The sequence below is a fragment of the Klebsiella sp. K47 genome (genome assembly GCF_051858335.1).
Lineage (GTDB): Bacteria > Pseudomonadota > Gammaproteobacteria > Enterobacterales > Enterobacteriaceae > Klebsiella > Klebsiella pneumoniae.
Map to the genome: position 1 here is coordinate 162,213 of NZ_JBPYUI010000006.1, position 18,930 is coordinate 181,142.

Here is an 18,930-nt window from a genome sequence, read left to right on the forward strand (position 1 = left end):
ATTCGCAATCAACAAATGGAGTAAGACCCCATCCGCAACGGAAAAGACGGAGCAACCTGCAACTCTGGAAGTAACGCGTGAGCCGATACTAATAACGATCAAGGCGTGGCGACTATGTACAAATCGACTCCGTCAGCAGCATGGTGTAAAAAACGCCTGCTGGTGACCTCTTTGTTTGCAGCAATTTATCAGACTTCTGCCATCGCAGCAGATACTTCCGCCGTTAGCGGCGAGGCGGTGGATGACACCTCGGAACAAATGACCGTCACCGCCCCCGCGCCGGTGCAGAAAGCCGGTAGCGAACATAGCATCAGCGCCCGGGAGCTGGAGAATAAAGGCGCTAACGATTTTGGCTCGATCATGCGCTATGAGCCGCTCATCAGCGCCACCGGGGCCAGCGGCGGCTCCGGCAACGGCAAAAGCGGCTTCGACCGCGGAGGTTACACCGGCTACAACATTCGCGGTATGGAGAGCAACCGCGTCGGCATCGACGTGGACGGTATCGCGCAACCCAACGCCACCGGCCGCGGCTACGTCGGCCGCGCCGGGCTCAACACCTTCGGCATCGGCCGCGATTATATCGACCCGTATATGTACGGCAGCGTGGATATCCAGTCCGGCGCCACCTCGACGGAAACGGCCAACAGCGCTATCGGGGGGAATGTCTCCTTCCGCCCGAAATCAGCGGATGATTACCTGCGCCCGGGCAAGACCAGCGCCTTCGGCTACCGCAGCGGTTACGACTCTGCGGATCGCAGCTGGCACAACGGGGTGACCGTCGCCGGCGGCGATGAGTTCCTGCGCGGGATTTTGGTCTATAGCCGCCGTGACGGCCAGGAAACCGAAAACAACAGCGGCACCCTCGACGCCTACCCGGCGAACTGGCACTCCGATGCTTTTCTGGCCTCCGGGATCTGGCAGCCTAACGATGAGCACAAGCTGACCAGCACCTTCGACTATTACCATAAAACCAACCACACCCACTACGATACCTGGGACTCCAGCGGCAACAGCACCATCGGCACCGCCAACCAGACCAGCCAGACCCGGCGCTGGGGCCTGAGCCTGAAGGATGACTGGACGCCGATGAACGACTACCTCGACAGCGTCTCCACAAAAATCTACTACCAGCATACCGAAGCCCATGACTGGACTTATATGCCGGACAGCGTCACCCGCAGAATGCAGACGGTGAACTCTAACTACGATACCGACACCTGGGGCCTGCAGACCGCGCTGGCGAAAACCCTGGGCCGCCACGATCTGAGCGCCGGTTTCAACGCCAGCACCAGCAAAACCCAGCGGCCGTTCAGCCAGTCGCCGATCCCCAGCGTTTACAGCGAGATCATGCAGCCGGAGGCAGACAGCCGCAGCTACACCCTCGGCGGCTTTGTCCAGGATAAGATCAACTTCGATCTCGACAGCCACAACTTCGCCGTTATTCCCGGCGTGCGCGTGGTGCATCAATCGACTAAGCCGGAAAATCTGTCCGATCTCGCCGCCAACAGCAGCGTGCTGAGCGAATCGTCGGTGGCGAATCTGTACGGCAAAAACAGCGATACCCAGGTTCTGCCGTCGTTGACCTTCCAGTACGACCTCACCCCGCGCCTGATGACCTACCTGCAGTACCAGCGCGGGGCGCAGTTCCCCAACGCCAGTCAGCTGTATGGCTCCTGGAACCTCGGCTCCAGCTACGCCGGCAGCCAGCAGTATGCCCTGATCGGCAATACCGATCTGAAGACGGAAACCAGCGATAATCTCGAGTGGGGGCTGAAAGGGGAAGTTACCGAAGGCATCACCCTGCGCACGGCGCTGTTCTACAACAGCTATAAGAACTTTATCGCCTATACCCGCTATACCCGCGCCAACAATCCGGGCCAGTTCACGAATGTGCCGTCGAACATCTACACCATTTATCAGGCGGAAAACCGCGATAAAGCCTATATCTACGGCGGTGAGATTAGCACTAAATTTAACTTTGGCACCTGGTTTGAGCAGGTGGACGGCCTGAGCGCCACCCTCGCCCTCGGCTATAGCGAAGGGAAATCGAAATCCAGCTACAGCGGCGATAAATACGTCGACCTCGACAGCGTGGCGCCAATGAAAGCCATCGTCGGCGTGGCGTGGGACGATCCGGCGAAACGCTACGGCACCGCCCTGACGGCGACCTTTGTCAAAGGGAAACAGGCGACCGCCACCAACCGCGAAAGCTACAGCAACAGCGGATCCGCCATCACCGATGCCAGCAGCGACTATATGCGCGTGCCGGGCTACGGCATGCTGGACTGGACCGCGTACTGGCAGGTGGCGAAAAACGTGCGCCTCAATGGCGGGGTCTACAACCTCACCGATCGTAAATACTGGGATTACCTGAGCAGCCGCAATATCGAGACCGGCACCAACCAGGACGCCAACGATAAAGCGCTGGCGGTGATGCCGGGCCGCACCTGGCAGCTGGGCGTCAACGTCGACTTCTGATTGCCCGAATAATAACGCACCTGCCCCCGGCCCGCCGGCCGGGGATATTCATCGTCGAGAAGGATATGATTATGCCAAATGCACACCCTGACCTGTGGCAGCGCTACCAGGCCACCAAAGCGGCCAGTACCGCGAAATATGCCCGCGATATCGCCGCGGAAATGGGGATCAGCGAAGCCGAGCTGACCGCCGCCCGCCTCGGCCATGATGCCGTGCGCCTGAGCGATGACGCCCGGGCGCTGATTGCCGCCCTGGAGCGCGTCGGCGAAACCAAATGCATCTGCCGCAACGAGTATGCCGTGCATGAGCAGGTGGGCCAGTTCACGCACCAGCACCTCAGCGGCCACGCCGGGCTGGTGCTGAACCCGCGTGCGCTCGACCTGCGTCTGTTCCTCAGCCAGTGGGCCAGCGCCTTCCATCTGAACGATAATGGCCGTCAGAGCATCCAGTTTTTCGACCACCACGGCGACGCCCTGCTGAAAGTCTATGCGACCACGCAGACCGACATGGCGGCCTGGGAGACCCTGATCGCGGAATATCGGGTGGCGGCGCCGGCACCGCTGACCCTGCGCCCGCTGGAGCCGGTGAAATATGCCGATACCGCCGACGGCGCCGCCCTGGAGAACGACTGGCGCGCGATGACCGACGTTCACCAGTTCTTCGGTCTGCTGCGTAAATATCAGCTTTCCCGCCAGCAGGCCTTCCGTCTGGTGAGCGACGACCTCGCCTGCCGCGTGGATCGCCATGCGCTGCCGTCGCTGCTGGAGACGGTGCGCCAGGAGGGCAATGAAATCATGATCTTCGTCGGCAATCGCGGCTGCGTGCAGATCTTTACCGGCGCCCTGGAAAAGCTGGCCCCCATGCGCGGCTGGCTGAATATCTTCAATACTACTTTTACCCTGCATCTGCGCGAAGAGAGCGTCGATGAAGTGTGGGTGACCCGCAAGCCGACTTCGGACGGACACGTCACCAGCGTCGAACTGTTCGCTAAAGACGGCACCCAGATTGCCCAGCTCTACGGCCAGCGCAGCGAGGGGCACCCCGAGCAGACGCAATGGCGCCAGCAGGTAGACCGCCTGACCCGTGAAGGGCAGCCCGCATGATGCGCTGGTTACTGCTCTTGATCGCTTTCCCGCTGCTGAGTCACGCCGCCGTTGAGCGGCTCGTCACCCTCGGCGGAGATGTCACTGAGATCGTCTACGCCCTTCACGTGGAGGAGAGCCTGGTGGCGCGGGACAGCACCAGCAGCTGGCCCCCGGCGGCGCAAAAGTTGCCGGACGTCGGCTACCTGCGACAGCTGAACGCCGAGGGGATCCTCGCGTTACGCCCGCAGCTGGTGTTAGCGAGCGCCCAGGCGCAGCCCTCGCTGGTCTTACACAAAGTGCAGGCGAGCGGGGTGAAGGTGGTGAACGTGCCGGGCGGCGAAAGTCTGTCCGCGATCGATAACAAAGTGGCTGTCATTGCCGAAGCGTTAGGCAAAACGGCGGCAGGCGACGCGCTGCGCCAGCAGCTTCAGCAGCAGATCGCCGCCATTCCAACGCAGCCGGTTGCTAAGCGGGTGCTGTTTATTCTCAGCCACGGCGGAATGAATACCCTGGTGGCCGGACAGCATACCGCGGCCGATGGCGCCATTCGCGCCGCCGGATTGCAGAACGCGATGCAGGGCTTCGACCACTATCGCGCCATGTCGCAGGAAGGGGTCGCCGCCAGCCAGGCGGATCTGGTGGTGATCTCCGCCGATGGTCTCAAAGGGATGGGCGGCGAAGCCGGGCTGTGGAAACTGCCCGGCCTGGTGCAGACCCCGGCGGGGCGTCATAAACAGCTGCTGACGATCGACGATATGGCCCTGCTGGGCTTCGGGCCGCGCACACCGCAGGCGATAATCGCGCTGCGAAACAAAGCGGAGCAGTTGCCCTGATGCGCCCTGCCCTCGCTCGCCGTTTGCTGCTGATGACGCTGCTGCTGGTCTCCCTGACGTTGTTTGCCACCACCCTCGGCGCCATGCGCTTGCCGCTGGTCAACCTGCTGCCTTCCGGGGATGACATGCTGCGCCATATCTGGCTGACCATCCGTCTGCCGCGGGTGCTGCTGGCCCTGCTGGTGGGCGCGGCGCTGGCCCTCTCCGGCTGCGTGATGCAGGGGCTGTTTCGCAACCCGCTTGCCGACCCGGGCCTGCTGGGCATCAGCAGCGGCGCCGCGCTGGCGGTGGCCAGCTGGCTGGTGCTCCCGTTCTCCGCTGCGGGGCTGATCGCTCTGTATATGCCGATGCTGGCGGCGTTTATTGGCAGCCTGGCGGTGATGGTGGTGATTTTCATCCTCAGTCGGGCGGAGGAGGGTTCGCTGTCGCGCCTGCTGCTGGTGGGGATCGCCATCAACGCGCTGTGCGGCGCGCTGGTCGGCGTCCTGTCCTGGCTGAGCAATGACGCCCAGCTGCGCCAGCTGTCGCTGTGGGGAATGGGCAGTCTGGGCCAGGCCGAATGGCCGACGCTGCTGGTGGCCGCGACCTTGATTATCCCGGCTGCGCTGGCGGTGTGGTGGATGGCGTCCCGCCTCAATCTGCTGCAGCTTGGCGATGAAGAGGCGCACTATCTCGGGGTCAACGTGCAGGCGCTGCAGCGCTGGCTGCTGCTGTGCAGCGCGGTGCTGGTGGCCGCCGCGGTGGCCATCAGCGGAGTCATCGGCTTTATCGGCCTGGTGGTGCCGCACCTGATGCGCCTGTGGCTGGGACCGGACCATCGCGGACTGATCCCCGGCTCGCTGCTGGCCGGCGCGATCCTGCTTCTGCTGGCCGACACCCTGGCCCGCACCGTGGCGGCGCCGGCGGAGATACCGGTCGGTCTGCTCACCAGCCTGCTGGGCGCCCCCTGGTTTCTGTGGCTGGTCTTTCGTCGGGAGAACTCCAGACATGGTTAATGAATACTGCGCCCAGGGGCTGTCACTTCACCTTGGTAAACGACAGATTATCGACAACGTCTCCGTCGCGCTGCGCGGCGGCGAGATGACGGCGCTTATCGGGCCGAACGGCGCCGGGAAATCCACTCTGCTGCGCCTGTTGACCGGCTATCTGACTCCGGACAGCGGCACCCGCCATCTTGCAGGCAAGCCGCTGGAAGCCTGGTCCCCCGAGGCGCTGTCGCGCCGGCGGGCGGTCATGCTGCAGCGAACGGCCCTGCAGGCCGACTGGACGGTGGAAACGGTCATTGCCATGGGACGCTCACCGTGGGGCGCGACGGCGGATCCGGCGGTGCTGGCGGCGGTGATGGCCGTCACCGGCTGCGATGGCCTTGCCGGTCGCCGCTATCCCGGCCTCTCCGGCGGCGAGCAGCAGCGGGTACAGCTGGCCCGCTGTCTGGCGCAGCTATGGCGCGACGGCGCGCCGCAGGGCTGGCTGTTTCTCGATGAGCCCACCTCGGCGCTGGACCTTTACTATCAGCAGCACCTGCTGCGTTTGCTCAAACGGCTCACCGCCGGCGGGCAACTGCACGTCTGCGTGGTGCTGCATGACCTTAACCTCGCCGCCCTGTGGGCCGACCGCATTCTGTTGCTTCACCAGGGACATCTGGTCGCCCAGGGCACGCCGCAGGAGGTGATCCAGCAGCCGGTTATCCATCGCTGGTACGGGGCGGATGTCCGCCTCGTCCAGCACCCGGACAACGCGGTCCCCCAGGTTTATCTGGCGCCATAATCCCCGCGCGGCGCAACTGGAATCCGGATCGCGCCGCGCTTACGCTTTCTGGCAATAATTGCCTGCATTATATTATTGAGGGTCATTTATATTTAAAATCTATACCAATGGCGTAATAACCCAATGAAATATTTACGACAGCTATTTTTAAATATAAACCATCATTACAGAGAAGATATTTCCCGTATTAATCCAAAAACGACACATTGATTATTTACTGCGCTTAATCAACTCGATACACTGTTTTCTTACTAATGATAATAGAGGGAAGAAGAAGCATGGCTATTCCAGGTAATATGTGGATATACGACGACGGTGGGGCACTAATCAAAGGTGGTTGTGATGTTGCAGACAGGGAGTTCAGCATCGAATTTAAAGGGTTTCATCACAATCTCTCCATTCCCACTGATAATGCCACTGGCAAGCCTACCGGCACTCGTCAGCACTCACCAATGATCATCGTTAAAGAATTCGACTATTCCAGTCCATACCTCTACAAAGCAGTAGCTAATGGTCAGAACCTGAAATCTGCTGAAATCAAATGGTATAAAATCAGCGATGCTGGTCAAGAAGTGGAATACTTCAATATGCTACTTGAAGGCGTCCGAATCGTATCAATATCTCCTACAATGGCTTCCCCAGAAGACAAGAACAACAACCATCTTGAATCTGTCGAACTTAGATATGAGAAGATCACCTGGAAACATTGTGACGGAAATATAATTTTCACCGATGCCTGGAATGAAAGACAAACAGCATAATAGATGAGCAAATGGATACGACAGAAGAACTAAATGGAACCTATTTCTATCACGGACAATCCAATCTTTCGGCTGGTGAACTTTTTGATGTCATTTTTCTTGAACAATTTTGTGACGAACTTGGCATTGGTATTGAATCTGGTGCCGCTATCCTCGCCGGGCAACCTTGGCTAAAAACCAGAACAAAGCCAGGAGAGGCAATAAAAGGAACAAGTGTTGTTTCTAAATATGGAAGGATGCTTCTGAGAAATGCAAAAACTCCATTTGGTATTAGGGTTCCTACACCCGTTGGTGTAAGAATGAGAAAAACGAATAGTCTTGCTGCTGTTATCGCCCGTTATGTTCCGTGGTTAGGTTGGATAGGACTTGTAAACTCAATTTATCAAGTTTCAAGAAAAACTCAGGAAAAATACAACCTAATAGCTCGCCCCAAAGACCGTATACAATGGACATCCTTTTAATGAAAAGCATTCAAGATCAGGTTTTAGACTTGTTTAAAGATGAGATCTCAACCCGTTTAGATAAAAATTGGAAAGAAATCCCATTGGAACTTGATTATGACTTATTTGATGCTCCCGGCGACGATCTGCATGACGCTTTAAATAAATTTGAACAAAAATTTAATGTTGATCTTTCCAGTGTTAAATGGTCGTGTTATTTCCCTTGGGAGAATACTCCAATGCTAACTCGGTGGTTTAAAGTAAAACGAGAAGATGTAGAAAAAACGCGTAAACCTTTAACTATCAAAATGTTTGCCGAATCAGCAAAAGCAGGTAAATGGCTTTACGACTAGCAACCACAAGCCGTTGTCGTAACGAGGTCTACGGCCAGAAGGCAGAACAACATCGACGGCGAACGTAATGTATGAAGACGATCGCGTGGCGGCGGTTCAATTACTGTGACGGTACCCCGCCCCCTCTGCAACTGGAATCCGGATCGCGCCGCGTGCTTTCGTCGGTTTCCCTCACCTGCCCATCTCCGTTATTATGTCTCATCCATGTGATAACGACGAAAACTACAAAATCGCAGCCATTTAAAATCAGGGATCTGGATAACACCCCATGAGCACAATTGACAATCTCGACGCCCACACGCCGATGATGCAGCAGTATCTCAAGCTAAAGGCGCAACATCCTGACATTCTGCTGTTTTACCGGATGGGGGATTTTTACGAGCTATTTTATGACGATGCGAAACGCGCCTCGCAGCTGCTCGATATCTCGCTGACCAAGCGCGGCGCCTCCGCGGGCGAACCGATACCCATGGCCGGCATCCCCCACCACGCCGTAGAGAACTACCTCGCCAAACTGGTCAATCAGGGCGAGTCGGTGGCCATTTGCGAGCAGATTGGCGACCCAGCCACCACCAAGGGGCCGGTCGAGCGTAAAGTGGTGCGTATCGTCACCCCGGGCACCATTAGCGATGAAGCGCTGCTGCAGGAGCGCCAGGACAACCTGCTGGCCGCCATCTGGCAGGACAGCAAAGGCTTCGGCTACGCGACGCTGGATATCAGCTCCGGGCGCTTTCGCCTGAGCGAACCGGCCGACCGCGAAACCATGGCGGCAGAGCTGCAACGCACCAACCCGGCGGAACTGCTGTATGCGGAAGATTTTGCCGAATCGTCGCTGATCGAGGGCCGCCGCGGTCTGCGCCGTCGCCCGCTGTGGGAATTTGAAATCGACACCGCACGCCAGCAGCTAAACCTGCAGTTCGGCACCCGCGATCTGGTCGGCTTCGGCGTCGAAAACGCCCCGCGCGGCCTGTGCGCCGCCGGCTGCCTGCTGCAGTATGTCAAAGATACCCAACGTACCTCGCTGCCGCACATCCGCTCCATCACCATGGAACGCCAGCAGGACAGCATCATTATGGATGCCGCCACCCGCCGTAACCTCGAGATCACCCAGAATCTGGCCGGCGGCACCGACAACACCCTGGCCTCGGTACTCGACTGTACGGTGACGCCGATGGGTAGCCGGATGCTCAAGCGCTGGCTGCATATGCCGGTCCGCGATACCGCCGTACTGGTGGAGCGCCAGCAGACCATCGGCGCGCTGCAGGAGCGCTATACCGAGCTGCAGCCGGTGCTGCGCCAGGTCGGCGATCTGGAGCGTATTCTGGCGCGTCTGGCGCTGCGTACCGCCCGGCCGCGCGATCTTGCCCGCATGCGTCATGCCCTGCAGCAACTGCCTCTGCTGCGTGAGCTGCTGGCCGACGTTGACAGTCAGCCGGTGCAAAAATTGCGCGAGAAAATGGGCGAGTTCACCGAACTGCGCGAACTGCTGGAGCGCGCGGTGATCGACGCCCCGCCGGTGCTGGTCCGCGACGGCGGGGTCATCGCCCCGGGCTATAGCGAAGAGCTGGACGAGTGGCGGGCGCTGGCCGATGGCGCCACCGATTATCTCGATAAACTGGAGATCCGCGAGCGCGAGCGGCTGGGCCTCGATACCCTGAAAGTCGGCTACAACGCCGTCCACGGCTACTACATCCAGATCAGCCGCGGCCAGAGCCACCTCGCGCCGATCCACTACGTGCGCCGCCAGACGCTGAAGAACGCCGAACGCTACATTATTCCTGAGCTGAAGGAATACGAAGATAAGGTGCTGACCTCCAAGGGCAAAGCGCTGGCGCTGGAAAAACAGCTTTATGACGAACTGTTCGACCTGCTGCTGCCGCATCTCGCCGACCTGCAAACCAGCGCCAGCGCGCTGGCCGAGCTGGACGTGCTGGTCAACCTGGCGGAACGCGCGGAAACCCTGAACTACTGCTGCCCGACCTTTAGCGATAAGCCGGGCATTCGCATCAGCGAAGGCCGCCATCCAGTGGTCGAGCAGGTGCTGAAAGAGCCGTTTATCGCCAACCCGCTGCAGCTGGCGCCGCAGCGGCGGATGCTGATTATCACCGGGCCGAATATGGGCGGTAAAAGTACCTATATGCGCCAGACCGCGCTGATTGCGCTACTGGCCTATATCGGCAGCTACGTCCCGGCGCAGAAGGTGGAGATCGGGCCCATCGATCGCATCTTTACCCGCGTCGGCGCGGCGGATGACCTGGCCAGCGGCCGCTCGACCTTTATGGTGGAGATGACTGAAACCGCCAATATCCTGCACAATGCCACCGAGCATAGCCTGGTGCTGATGGATGAGATTGGCCGCGGCACGTCCACCTACGACGGGCTATCGCTGGCGTGGGCCTGTGCGGAAAATCTGGCCAACAAAATCAAGGCGCTGACGCTGTTCGCCACCCACTACTTCGAGCTCACCCAGCTGCCGGAGAAAATGGAAGGCGTCGCCAACGTCCACCTCGACGCGCTGGAGCACGGCGATACCATCGCTTTTATGCACAGCGTGCAGGACGGCGCGGCCAGCAAGAGCTATGGCCTGGCGGTCGCCGCGCTGGCGGGGGTGCCGAAAGAGGTGATCAAGCGCGCGCGGCAGAAACTGCGCGAGCTGGAGAGTATCTCGCCCAACGCGGCGGCGACCCAGGTCGACGGCACGCAGATGTCGCTACTCGCCGCCCCGGAAGAGACCTCGCCTGCGGTTGAGGCGCTGGAAAATCTTGATCCGGACTCCCTGACCCCGCGTCAGGCGCTGGAGTGGATCTACCGTCTGAAAAGCCTGGTCTAGCCACCCATTAAGGTGAAAAACGGCAGCGCTGTGAAGCGCTGCCGTTTTAGCAAACAAAAAAATGGGTGCTAGAGGATACGTCCTGACAACCCATACGCGGGGTTGCCCCCGCGCGGATGCTACTTCTTCGATTCGTAAGCGAGAACAGCTTTAAACTCAATATTACGCTCTTTAATACTCAGCTCGCATAGTGAGCTGTGCACCAACAGCGTAAATCCCAGTACCGTAATACAGAGTACGATGATTGCCACAAGGGCATATTTTGTCAGCATATCTTGCCTTCCTGCAAAGAAGAGACTAACATCTGAATTGTCTATGTTCATTCGCTAGCCTCAGTTGATAGAAATATCTCCTGGGGCTTTCGTCTGTCTGGGGGCCTGGTAATGCTCAAGGCCAGACAGCCTCAAGCACCCGCCGCAATTCTACACTCGTCAGGGCGTGAAATTTATCTGCAAGGAATTAATCAGACGAATTTTATAATAATCTGGATGCAGGCTCGCAAAGTCATCCCGGTATATTAACCCTTCACGTAATTTTTTAATTTAATGAAAAAATAATTTCCATAATTGTACTAAATATAAAAAAGGCCCGACTTAGCGGGCCCCTTTCATTAACGCTTATCTTCCGGCAATAGCGGCGGTACGTGCGGCACCTGCGGCGCCTCATCGATATCTTTCTGCGTCATGCGGAACGCTTCCGGATAGTGTTCGCGGCTGGTGCGGCGCAGCGGCTCGGTATCTCGCCAGGTGTAAAGACAGTGCTGGCACTGATACACGGTCCAGACCCCTTTCACCGGCGAGGTCGCCATGACTTCAATCTTTTCATCGGCGCAACGTGGACAAATCATCTTCTTCTCCTTATTTACGGTTGGCCAGCATAGCGGTCAGTTTTTCAGCCCAGGCTTTGGTTTCCGGCAGATCCTGCACCGGCTGGCTGTAGTGGCCGCGAAGGTCCGGCGCAACCGGGGTGGTGGCGTCGATAATCAGTTTGTCGGTAATGCCTGCCGGGCTGGAGCCTGGGTCAAGTTCAAGGACCGACATGTTCGGCAACTGCACCAGGTCTCCTGCCGGGTTAACCTTCGAGGAGAGCGCCCACATCACCTGCGGCAGGTTGAACGGGTCGACGTCTTCATCAACCATGATCACCATCTTCACATATCCGAGGCCGTGGGGAGTGGTCATCGCCCGCAGGCCCACCGCGCGGGCAAAACCGCCGTAGCGTTTTTTGGTGGAGATGATCGCCAGCAGACCATGGGTGTACATGGCGTTGACCGCCTGCACTTCCGGAAATTCGGCCTTCAGCTGCTGATACAGCGGTACGCAGGTCGCCGGGCCCATCAGATAGTCAATCTCGGTCCACGGCATACCGAGGTAGAGCGATTCAAAAATCGGTTTGCTGCGATAAGAGACTTTGTCGATACGCACTACCGTCATGTTACGACCGCCGGAGTAGTGACCGGTAAATTCACCGAACGGCCCCTCGATCTCACGCTTACGCCCTTCAATGACCCCTTCGAGGATCACTTCCGAACCCCAGGGCACGTCAAAGCCGGTCAGCGGCGCGGTAGCGATGGGATACGGGCTCTCGCGCAGCGCGCCAGCCATCTCATATTCAGACTGATCGTATTTCAGCGGCGTGGCGCCCATCAGGGTAATAATCGGGTCATTACCGAGGGTAATGGCGATTGGCAGATCTTCCCCACGCTCTTCCGCTTTGTGCAGATGCAGCGCGATATCGTGCATCGGTACCGGCTGCAGGCCGAGCTTGCGCTTGCCTTTCACTTCCATGCGGTAGATACCGACGTTTTGCTTACCGAAGTTATCTTTATCCAGCGGATCGCGCGAAACGACACAGGCTTTATCGAGGTAGAAACCGCCGTCACCATCGTTGAGGCGGAACAGCGGCAGAATATCGAACAGGTTGATATCATCGCCATCAACAGTATTTTCTGCCCACGCCGGGTTGGCGCGGCGCTCTGGCGTCACCGGGAAGTTATCCCAGCGGCGAATGAACTCATCAATCTGCTTTTTCACCGGCGTGTTAGGCGGCAGGCCCAGCGAGATGGCATGGTTCTGCCACGAGCCGATGGTGTTCATCGTCACGCGAGCGTCGTTAAAGCCGCGAATATTATCGAACCACAGCGCCGGGGCACCGTCGCCGATGCGTCCGGTCGCATTGGCGGCCGCCGCCAGATCGGGCTCAGCGTTCACCTCTTCACTGATTTTCAGCAGTTGTCCCTGGTCATCCAGCGCCTGCAAAAAGCTGCGCAAATCATCAAAAGCCATTATTCGATCTCCTGTGCAAATTGTTCTGCCGTGCGTAAGCCGTTCCAGCGGCGCGCTTTGTGATAGTCGAGGCCAAACTGATCCAGCACCCGGGTGACGATATGATTGGTGATATCGTCAACCGTCTCCGGGTGGTTGTAGTAAGCTGGCATCGGCGGGACCATCGCCACGCCCATGCGGGACAGCGCCAGCATGTTCTCCAGATGGATCGTGCTGAGCGGCATTTCCCGCGGGACCAACACCAGCTTGCGCCCCTCTTTGAGCACCACGTCCGCCGCGCGGCCCACCAGTCCTTCGGCATAACCCGCGCGAATGCCTGCAAGCGTTTTCATACTGCAGGGAATAACGATCATGCCGTCGGTACGAAATGAACCGGATGAGATGGTGGCGGCCTGGTCTGCCGGGCTGTGGGAAAAGTCCGCCAGCGCGGCCACTTCGCGCGCCGTCCAGGGCGTTTCCAGCTCGATGGTGGTTTTGGCCCATTTCGACATCACCAGATGGGTTTCCACCTCCGGCATATCGCGCAGCGCCTGCAGCAATGCCACCCCAAGCGGTGCCCCGGTGGCCCCCGTAATCCCAATAATCAGTTTCATTCCAGACCTCATTACTTTTGTTCGTGTACGAACTTTATATTTAAACTACCCCCTCCAGCCCTTATTGGCAAGATCGTTCGTATACGTGCGCATTTTTAATCAAAACGCAGAAAGGGTATAAAAAGGCGTACGAACGGCTATCATAGAGGTGACAGTTTTGTTACGGAGTATTCATGGAGTTACGAAACGAAGCATTCCACCTGCTGCGCCAGCTTTTTCAACAGCATACCGCCCGCTGGCAGCAGGCGTTGCCGGACCTGACTAAACCTCAGTATGCGGTGATGCGCTCGGTAGCGGAGCACCCCGGGATCGAACAGGTGGCGCTGATTGAAGCGGCGGTCAGCACCAAGGCTACGCTGGCGGAGATGCTCAGCCGAATGGAAGCGCGCGGCCTGGTGCGCCGTGAGCACGATCCGGCCGATAAACGCCGCCGTTTTGTCTATCTGACCGACGAAGGCGAGGCGTTGCTTAACCGTTCCATTCCGCAGGGCAATGAGGTCGATGACGAGTTTCTCGGCCGCCTGAGCGATGACGAGCGCGAGCAGTTCTCCCGGCTGGTGCACAAAATGATGGCGCCCTGAACGGGCGCTTAACCGACCTTCTCGCGCAGGAAGTCAATAAATGCCCGCACCCGGGTCGGCAAATGCTGCGAGTCGGGATAAAGGGCATACACGCCCTGCTGTGGGAAATGGTATTCCGGCAGGAGCGGCACCAGCTCCCGCTGCGCCACCTTTTTGGCTACCAGCCATGCGGGCAGCAAGGCGACGCCGCATCCCGCCAGAGCAAAGCTCATCAGCGCCGTAGCGCTATCAGCAGAAAACCGCGGCGCGCTGGCTATCGCGAAATCCACCTCTGTCTGGTGATCCGTGCGCAGCTGCCAGCGCAGCGGCGTCTGCAGGCGCTCGTGAATAATCCACTCAGCTTGCGCCAGATCGGACAGCGTCTGCACCGGATGGCTTGCCAGCCAGGCCGGAGAGGCGACGGGCAGGATCGCGAAACTGGCTATCCGCGTCGCCCGATAGCGGGAATCGGCCAGCGTACCGAGGCGTATCGCCACGTCAAATCGTTCTGAAATGAGGTCGGCATGATGGGAGGAGGAGACGTGGCGCACCCGCAGCGCCGGATGACGACGGGCGAACGCGGCCAGCGCTGGAATGATAACCTGCGCGCCATACTCCGGCGTGGTGGTGATCCGTAGCTCCCCGCTTAAGCCGCTATGGCTGGCCCGCACCTCATCCTGGAGATTTTCCGCCGCGTTCAGGAGCGCTACCCCGCGCTGATAGAACAGCACCCCGGCGTCAGTGAGCCGCAAACGCCGCGTCGAACGCAGCAGCAGCGTCACCCCCAGCTCATTTTCCAGCTGCCGTACGTTAAAGCTGACCACCGCCTTGGTCTGCCCCAGCGCCGCTGCGGCCAGGGTGAAACTGCCGGCATCTACCACGGCGATAAACATGGTCACGCGCTGAAGATTAAGCATCGTCGTCCGGATGATTGTCAAAAATATTCAGACAGTATATCCCAATTAGTCCCGTTTATCCCTCGCTGCGGCAGGTTTACAGTAGCCGCCTGTCTGAGGGAGTGAACCATGACCTACCGCCACCGCGTTGCCACCGTTTTTCTGTTCGGTTTTTTTCTCGATTTGATCAATATGTTTATCGCCAGCATCGCCTTTCCGGCAATCAGCCGCGCGCTGGCGGTTTCCGTCTCGCAGCTGGCGTGGGTCAGTAATGCCTATATTCTCGGTCTGACGGTCGTTGTGCCGTTCAGCGCCTGGCTCAGCGAGCGCTGGGGGGCGAAACGGCTGTTTTTACTCTCGCTGGGGCTGTTCAGCCTCGGCGCGCTGGCGGCAGGGCTTGCCAACAGCCTGAGCGAACTGATTTTATGGCGGACGCTGCAGGGGATGGGCGGCGGGCTGTTAATCCCCCTCGGCCAGGCGCTGACGTGGCCGCTGTTTCAGCCGCATGAGCGGGCGAAGCTGTCGGCGGCGGTGATGCTGGTCGGCCTGCTGGCCCCCGCCTGCTCGCCGGCGATCGGCGGCCTGTTAGTCGAGGCGTTCAGCTGGCGCTGGGTCTTTTTCGCCAGCCTGCCTGTGGCTCTGCTAACCTTTGTGCTGGCGGTGCGATGGCTGAACGACACCCCCGGTCCGGTTCGCCCGACTCGCTTTCTTCCACTGTCGCTGCTGGCCGATCCCCTGCTGCGCTTCGCGATGCTGATCTACCTCTGCGTGCCGGGGATGTTTATTGGCGTCAACGTGGTGGGGATGTACTACCTGCAACGCGTCACCGGGATGGCGCCGGGGGCAATCGGTGCCCTGATGGTGCCCTGGTCGCTGGCCTCGTTTGCCGCCATCACCTTTACCGGCAGATATTTCAACCGCTTCGGGCCCCGGCCGCTGGTCGTCATCGGCTGCCTGCTTCAGGCGATGGGGATCATGCTGCTGCTGAAGATCGATGCGGACAGCCCGCTGGCGCTGTTGATTCTGGCCTTTACGCTGATGGGCGGCGGAGGCAGCTTATGCAGCAGCACCGCGCAAAGCAGCGCTTTCCTGCATACGCCTGCCGAAGAGATGCCTGACGCCAGCGCGCTATGGAATCTTAACCGCCAGCTCAGCTTCTTTGCCGGCAGCGCCCTGCTCGCCCTGCTGCTGAGGGTATTCCCGCCGGCCTACGCCTGGCAGGGGGTATTTATCAGCGCCGCCGTCATTACCCTGTTGCCGCTGCTGTTTTGCCTGCGGCTGAATAATCGGGCGATTATCCATCGCCTGCACACCACTCTGGAGAAGTCATGAATCCTTATCTGCAGGAAGTCCTCGATGCCCATGTCCTTATCGAACGCTGGTTAAGCCATGGCGAAGGAAGCGCTGAGGCGCTGATGAAGCGTTTTGCCGCCGATTTTACCATGATCCCCTTGAGCGGTGAGAAGATGGACTACCCAACGGTGAGCCATTTTTTCCACCACGCCGGCGGCAGCCGTCCGGGGTTAGATATCGTAGTGGATCAGATGGAAATCATCAGCGAGTGGCACGACGGCGCCGCAGTGCTATATCGTGAAAGCCAAACGCTGGCGGATAGCAGCCAGAACGTTCGCTGGTCGACGGCGATTTTTCAGCAAGCGGAAGGGAAAATCGTCTGGCGCCATCTGCAGGAAACCCGCCTCGGCTAGCCCAAAGAAAAAGGCCCCGACTTTCGAGGGGGCCTTTTTGACAGAAAACGTCTTATTCGCGGAAGAGCGCTTCGATATTCAGCCCCTGTCCCTGCAGAATTTCCCGCAGGCGACGCAGACCTTCCACCTGGATCTGCCGCACGCGTTCGCGGGTCAGGCCAATTTCACGGCCCACATCCTCCAGCGTGGCAGCTTCATAACCCAGCAGACCAAAACGACGTGCCAGAACTTCACGCTGCTTGGCGTTCAGTTCAAACAGCCATTTGACGATACTTTGCTTCATATCATCGTCCTGCGTGGTGTCTTCCGGGCCGTTCTCTTTCTCATCGGCCAGAATATCCAGCAGCGCTTTTTCTGAATCGCCACCCAGCGGAGTATCCACGGAGGTGATGCGCTCGTTCAGACGCAGCATACGGCTGACGTCATCGACCGGTTTGTCCAGCTGTTCGGCGATCTCTTCCGCGCTAGGCTCGTGGTCCAGCTTATGGGACAACTCGCGCGCGGTACGCAGATAGACGTTCAGCTCTTTAACAATATGGATCGGCAAACGGATCGTACGGGTTTGGTTCATGATCGCCCGTTCAATAGTCTGGCGGATCCACCAGGTCGCGTAGGTCGAAAAACGGAACCCACGTTCCGGGTCAAACTTCTCAACGGCGCGGATCAGGCCGAGGTTACCTTCTTCAATCAGATCCAGCAGCGCCAGACCACGATTGCTGTAACGACGGGCAATCTTCACCACCAGACGCAAGTTACTTTCAATCATGCGACGGCGTGAAGCGACATCACCACGCAGTGCGCGACGCGCGAAATAGACTTCCTCTTCCGCGGTCAGCAGTGGGGAATAACCAATCTCTCCAAGATAAAGCTGAGTGGCGTCAAGTACGCGCTGGGTTGCGCCTTGCGACAGCAGCTCTTCCTCAGCCAGATCGCTATCACTGGGTTCCTCTTCTACTAAGGCTTTCTCGTCGAAAACCTCAATTCCGTTCTCATCAAATTCCGCGTCTTCATTTAAATCATGAACTTTCAGCGTATTCTGACTCATAAAGGTGGCTCCTACCCGTGATCCCTGAGCAAAGCACCTTCCACGGCACATCAACAAACGACGCCTGGACGATTTCCCCTGCCCTCTCTGCGAGAGGAACGTAGACACCGCCCTGGCGCCTGTTAGCTGATGCTTCGCTTATCCGTACTTTGCCAAATTATCGCTGCGGTAAGTACTGCAGCGGGTTGACGGATTTCCCCTTGTAACGAATTTCAAAATGTAATCTTGTTGAGCTGGTTCCGGTGCTACCCATGGTAGCGATTTTCTGCCCCGCTTTGACTTCCTGTTGCTCCCGAACCAGCATGGTATCGTTATGAGCGTAGGCACTCAGGTAATCATCGTTGTGTTTGATGATAATAAGATTACCGTAGCCGCGCAGTGCGTTACCGGCATAGACGACGCGCCCATCGGCGGTCGCGACAATAGCCTGTCCCTTACTGCCTGCAATATCGATACCTTTATTGCCGCCTTCCGCGCCGCTAAAGTTCTCGATAACCTTGCCATCAGTCGGCCAGCGCCATGCTGAGATCGGCGAACTGGTTGACGTACTGCTTGCAGTCGGCTGGGTTGTGCTCACCGTTGTTGGTGCCGTCACCGGCGCGACAACCGTTGTGGTTGTAGTCGCTGGTTTATTATTAGGCAACATCTTGGTAGCACTCTGTTCACCTGAAGATTCAGAATACGTAATAGTCGGTTGTGAAGCAACCACCGCGGTCGATTTTTGTGCAGAAGTTGTGCTGGTCGTCGCACCGCCGCTCGCTCTTGCGCTGGCCTGAGAAACGGCGTTTTCGCCGGTGATCGGCTGGCCTGAGGCGTTACCGACCTGCAGTACCTGCCCCACGTTCAGCGCGTACGGGGCCGGGATATTGTTGCGTTGCGCCAGGTCGCGGAAATCGTTGCCGGTGACCCAGGCGATATAGAATAGCGTGTCGCCGCGTTTTACCGTATAGGTACTGCCGCCGGTATAGCTACCTTTCGGAATATCGCCATATTTGCGGTTGTAAACGATCCTGCCATTTACCGTCTGTACCGGCTCCTGCGCCACCGGCGCCGGCTGCGGCTGAATGCTCTGGGTCTGCATCGGCTGAATCGGCTGCGCCTGAGGAGCGGACTTGACGCCGGAGGGTGGCGGCGTAATCAGCATGCCGGAGTTGGTGCTGGAAGAGGCGGCGCCGCCGGCAGAGCTAACCGGCGCAGGCGGATTATTGGTGTTGGTACACCCGGCCAGCCAGAGTGAAACCAGTGAAAGAGCCGCAATACGGCTGACGGTAAATTTGGTGCTTCCCGCGCTCATTTAT

19 protein-coding genes are annotated in these 18,930 nt (G+C 58.6%); 12 read left to right on the forward strand and 7 right to left on the reverse strand.

From position 1 onward, the window contains the following. Nucleotides 1–114: 114 nt before the first annotated feature. From RRF55_RS07965 to mutS, 9 genes are all read left to right on the forward strand, one after another. The gene (locus RRF55_RS07965) at nt 115–2,478 is read left to right on the forward strand and encodes a TonB-dependent receptor domain-containing protein (protein ID WP_048332146.1); all 2,364 of its coding nucleotides are present in this window, start codon (nt 115–117) and stop codon (nt 2,476–2,478) included. Nucleotides 2,479–2,549: 71 nt separating this feature from the next. After that, entirely contained in the window at nt 2,550–3,581 is a 1,032-nt protein-coding gene (locus tag RRF55_RS07970; protein ID WP_023328379.1) for a hemin-degrading factor, read from the forward strand. Then, nucleotides 3,578–4,396 carry a heme/hemin ABC transporter substrate-binding protein gene (locus RRF55_RS07975; protein WP_032415449.1) on the forward strand — a complete coding sequence of 273 codons (819 nt, stop codon included), beginning with the start codon at nt 3,578–3,580 and terminating at the stop codon, nt 4,394–4,396. The genes RRF55_RS07970 and RRF55_RS07975 overlap by 4 nt, the downstream gene beginning before the upstream one ends. Then, nucleotides 4,396–5,391, forward strand: coding sequence for a FecCD family ABC transporter permease (locus tag RRF55_RS07980; RefSeq protein WP_004185411.1), 996 nt, complete (start codon nt 4,396–4,398; stop codon nt 5,389–5,391). The genes RRF55_RS07975 and RRF55_RS07980 overlap by 1 nt, the downstream gene beginning before the upstream one ends. Next, on the forward strand, nt 5,384–6,163 hold the full coding sequence (locus RRF55_RS07985; protein ID WP_004149516.1) for a heme ABC transporter ATP-binding protein: 780 nt from the start codon (nt 5,384–5,386) through the stop codon (nt 6,161–6,163). Before RRF55_RS07980 ends, RRF55_RS07985 begins: the two co-directional genes overlap by 8 nt. Nucleotides 6,164–6,441: 278 nt before the next feature. Next, nucleotides 6,442–6,924, forward strand: coding sequence for an Hcp family type VI secretion system effector (locus RRF55_RS07990; RefSeq protein ID WP_130974835.1), 483 nt, complete (start codon nt 6,442–6,444; stop codon nt 6,922–6,924). Between the two features lie 11 nt (nt 6,925–6,935). Beyond that, nucleotides 6,936–7,385, forward strand: a complete 450-nt coding sequence (locus tag RRF55_RS07995) for an STM2901 family protein (RefSeq protein WP_004188736.1) — start codon at nt 6,936–6,938, stop codon at nt 7,383–7,385. Then, entirely contained in the window at nt 7,370–7,717 is a 348-nt protein-coding gene (locus RRF55_RS08000) for a DUF1493 family protein (protein WP_008806210.1), read from the forward strand. The genes RRF55_RS07995 and RRF55_RS08000 overlap by 16 nt, the downstream gene beginning before the upstream one ends. Nucleotides 7,718–7,985: 268 nt before the next feature. Next, nucleotides 7,986–10,547 (forward strand): DNA mismatch repair protein MutS, encoded by a 2,562-nt coding sequence (mutS, locus tag RRF55_RS08005; protein ID WP_004151059.1) that lies wholly within the window; start codon nt 7,986–7,988, stop codon nt 10,545–10,547. 119 nt (nt 10,548–10,666) lie between these two features. Here the strand turns inward: mutS and RRF55_RS08010 are convergent, their stop codons facing one another. From RRF55_RS08010 to RRF55_RS08025, 4 genes are all read right to left on the reverse strand, one after another. Then, on the reverse strand, nt 10,667–10,819 hold the full coding sequence (locus RRF55_RS08010; RefSeq protein WP_002915097.1) for a Hok/Gef family protein: 153 nt from the start codon (nt 10,817–10,819) through the stop codon (nt 10,667–10,669). A gap of 338 nt (nt 10,820–11,157) precedes the next feature. Further along, nucleotides 11,158–11,394, reverse strand: a complete 237-nt coding sequence (locus RRF55_RS08015) for a non-oxidative hydroxyarylic acid decarboxylases subunit D (RefSeq protein ID WP_002915098.1) — start codon at nt 11,392–11,394, stop codon at nt 11,158–11,160. Nucleotides 11,395–11,404: 10 nt separating this feature from the next. Beyond that, nucleotides 11,405–12,832 (reverse strand): non-oxidative hydroxyarylic acid decarboxylases subunit C, encoded by a 1,428-nt coding sequence (locus RRF55_RS08020; RefSeq protein ID WP_004151060.1) that lies wholly within the window; start codon nt 12,830–12,832, stop codon nt 11,405–11,407. Next, nucleotides 12,832–13,425 carry a non-oxidative hydroxyarylic acid decarboxylases subunit B gene (locus RRF55_RS08025; protein ID WP_064153081.1) on the reverse strand — a complete coding sequence of 198 codons (594 nt, stop codon included), beginning with the start codon at nt 13,423–13,425 and terminating at the stop codon, nt 12,832–12,834. The genes RRF55_RS08020 and RRF55_RS08025 overlap by 1 nt, the downstream gene beginning before the upstream one ends. 173 nt (nt 13,426–13,598) lie before the next feature. Between RRF55_RS08025 and RRF55_RS08030 the strand changes: the two genes are divergently transcribed. Next, nucleotides 13,599–14,006, forward strand: a complete 408-nt coding sequence (locus tag RRF55_RS08030; RefSeq protein WP_002915102.1) for a MarR family winged helix-turn-helix transcriptional regulator — start codon at nt 13,599–13,601, stop codon at nt 14,004–14,006. A gap of 8 nt (nt 14,007–14,014) precedes the next feature. On the opposite strand, the gene RRF55_RS08035 is transcribed toward RRF55_RS08030, so the two are convergent. Continuing rightward, nucleotides 14,015–14,902, reverse strand: a complete 888-nt coding sequence (locus tag RRF55_RS08035) for a LysR family transcriptional regulator (protein WP_016947562.1) — start codon at nt 14,900–14,902, stop codon at nt 14,015–14,017. Nucleotides 14,903–15,010: 108 nt separating this feature from the next. Between RRF55_RS08035 and RRF55_RS08040 the strand changes: the two genes are divergently transcribed. Both RRF55_RS08040 and RRF55_RS08045 read left to right on the forward strand, forming a co-directional pair. Then, complete coding sequence (locus tag RRF55_RS08040; protein ID WP_004210571.1) at nt 15,011–16,213, forward strand: MFS transporter; 1,203 nt, start codon at nt 15,011–15,013, stop codon at nt 16,211–16,213. Beyond that, on the forward strand, nt 16,210–16,587 hold the full coding sequence (locus RRF55_RS08045; RefSeq protein WP_004900191.1) for a hypothetical protein: 378 nt from the start codon (nt 16,210–16,212) through the stop codon (nt 16,585–16,587). Before RRF55_RS08040 ends, RRF55_RS08045 begins: the two co-directional genes overlap by 4 nt. A 52-nt stretch (nt 16,588–16,639) precedes the next feature. Here the strand turns inward: RRF55_RS08045 and rpoS are convergent, their stop codons facing one another. Both rpoS and nlpD read right to left on the reverse strand, forming a co-directional pair. Then, nucleotides 16,640–17,632, reverse strand: a complete 993-nt coding sequence (gene rpoS, locus RRF55_RS08050) for an RNA polymerase sigma factor RpoS (RefSeq protein WP_002915106.1) — start codon at nt 17,630–17,632, stop codon at nt 16,640–16,642. A 157-nt stretch (nt 17,633–17,789) separates the two neighbouring features. After that, entirely contained in the window at nt 17,790–18,926 is a 1,137-nt protein-coding gene (gene nlpD, locus RRF55_RS08055) for a murein hydrolase activator NlpD (RefSeq protein ID WP_032415453.1), read from the reverse strand. Nucleotides 18,927–18,930 lie beyond the last annotated feature (4 nt).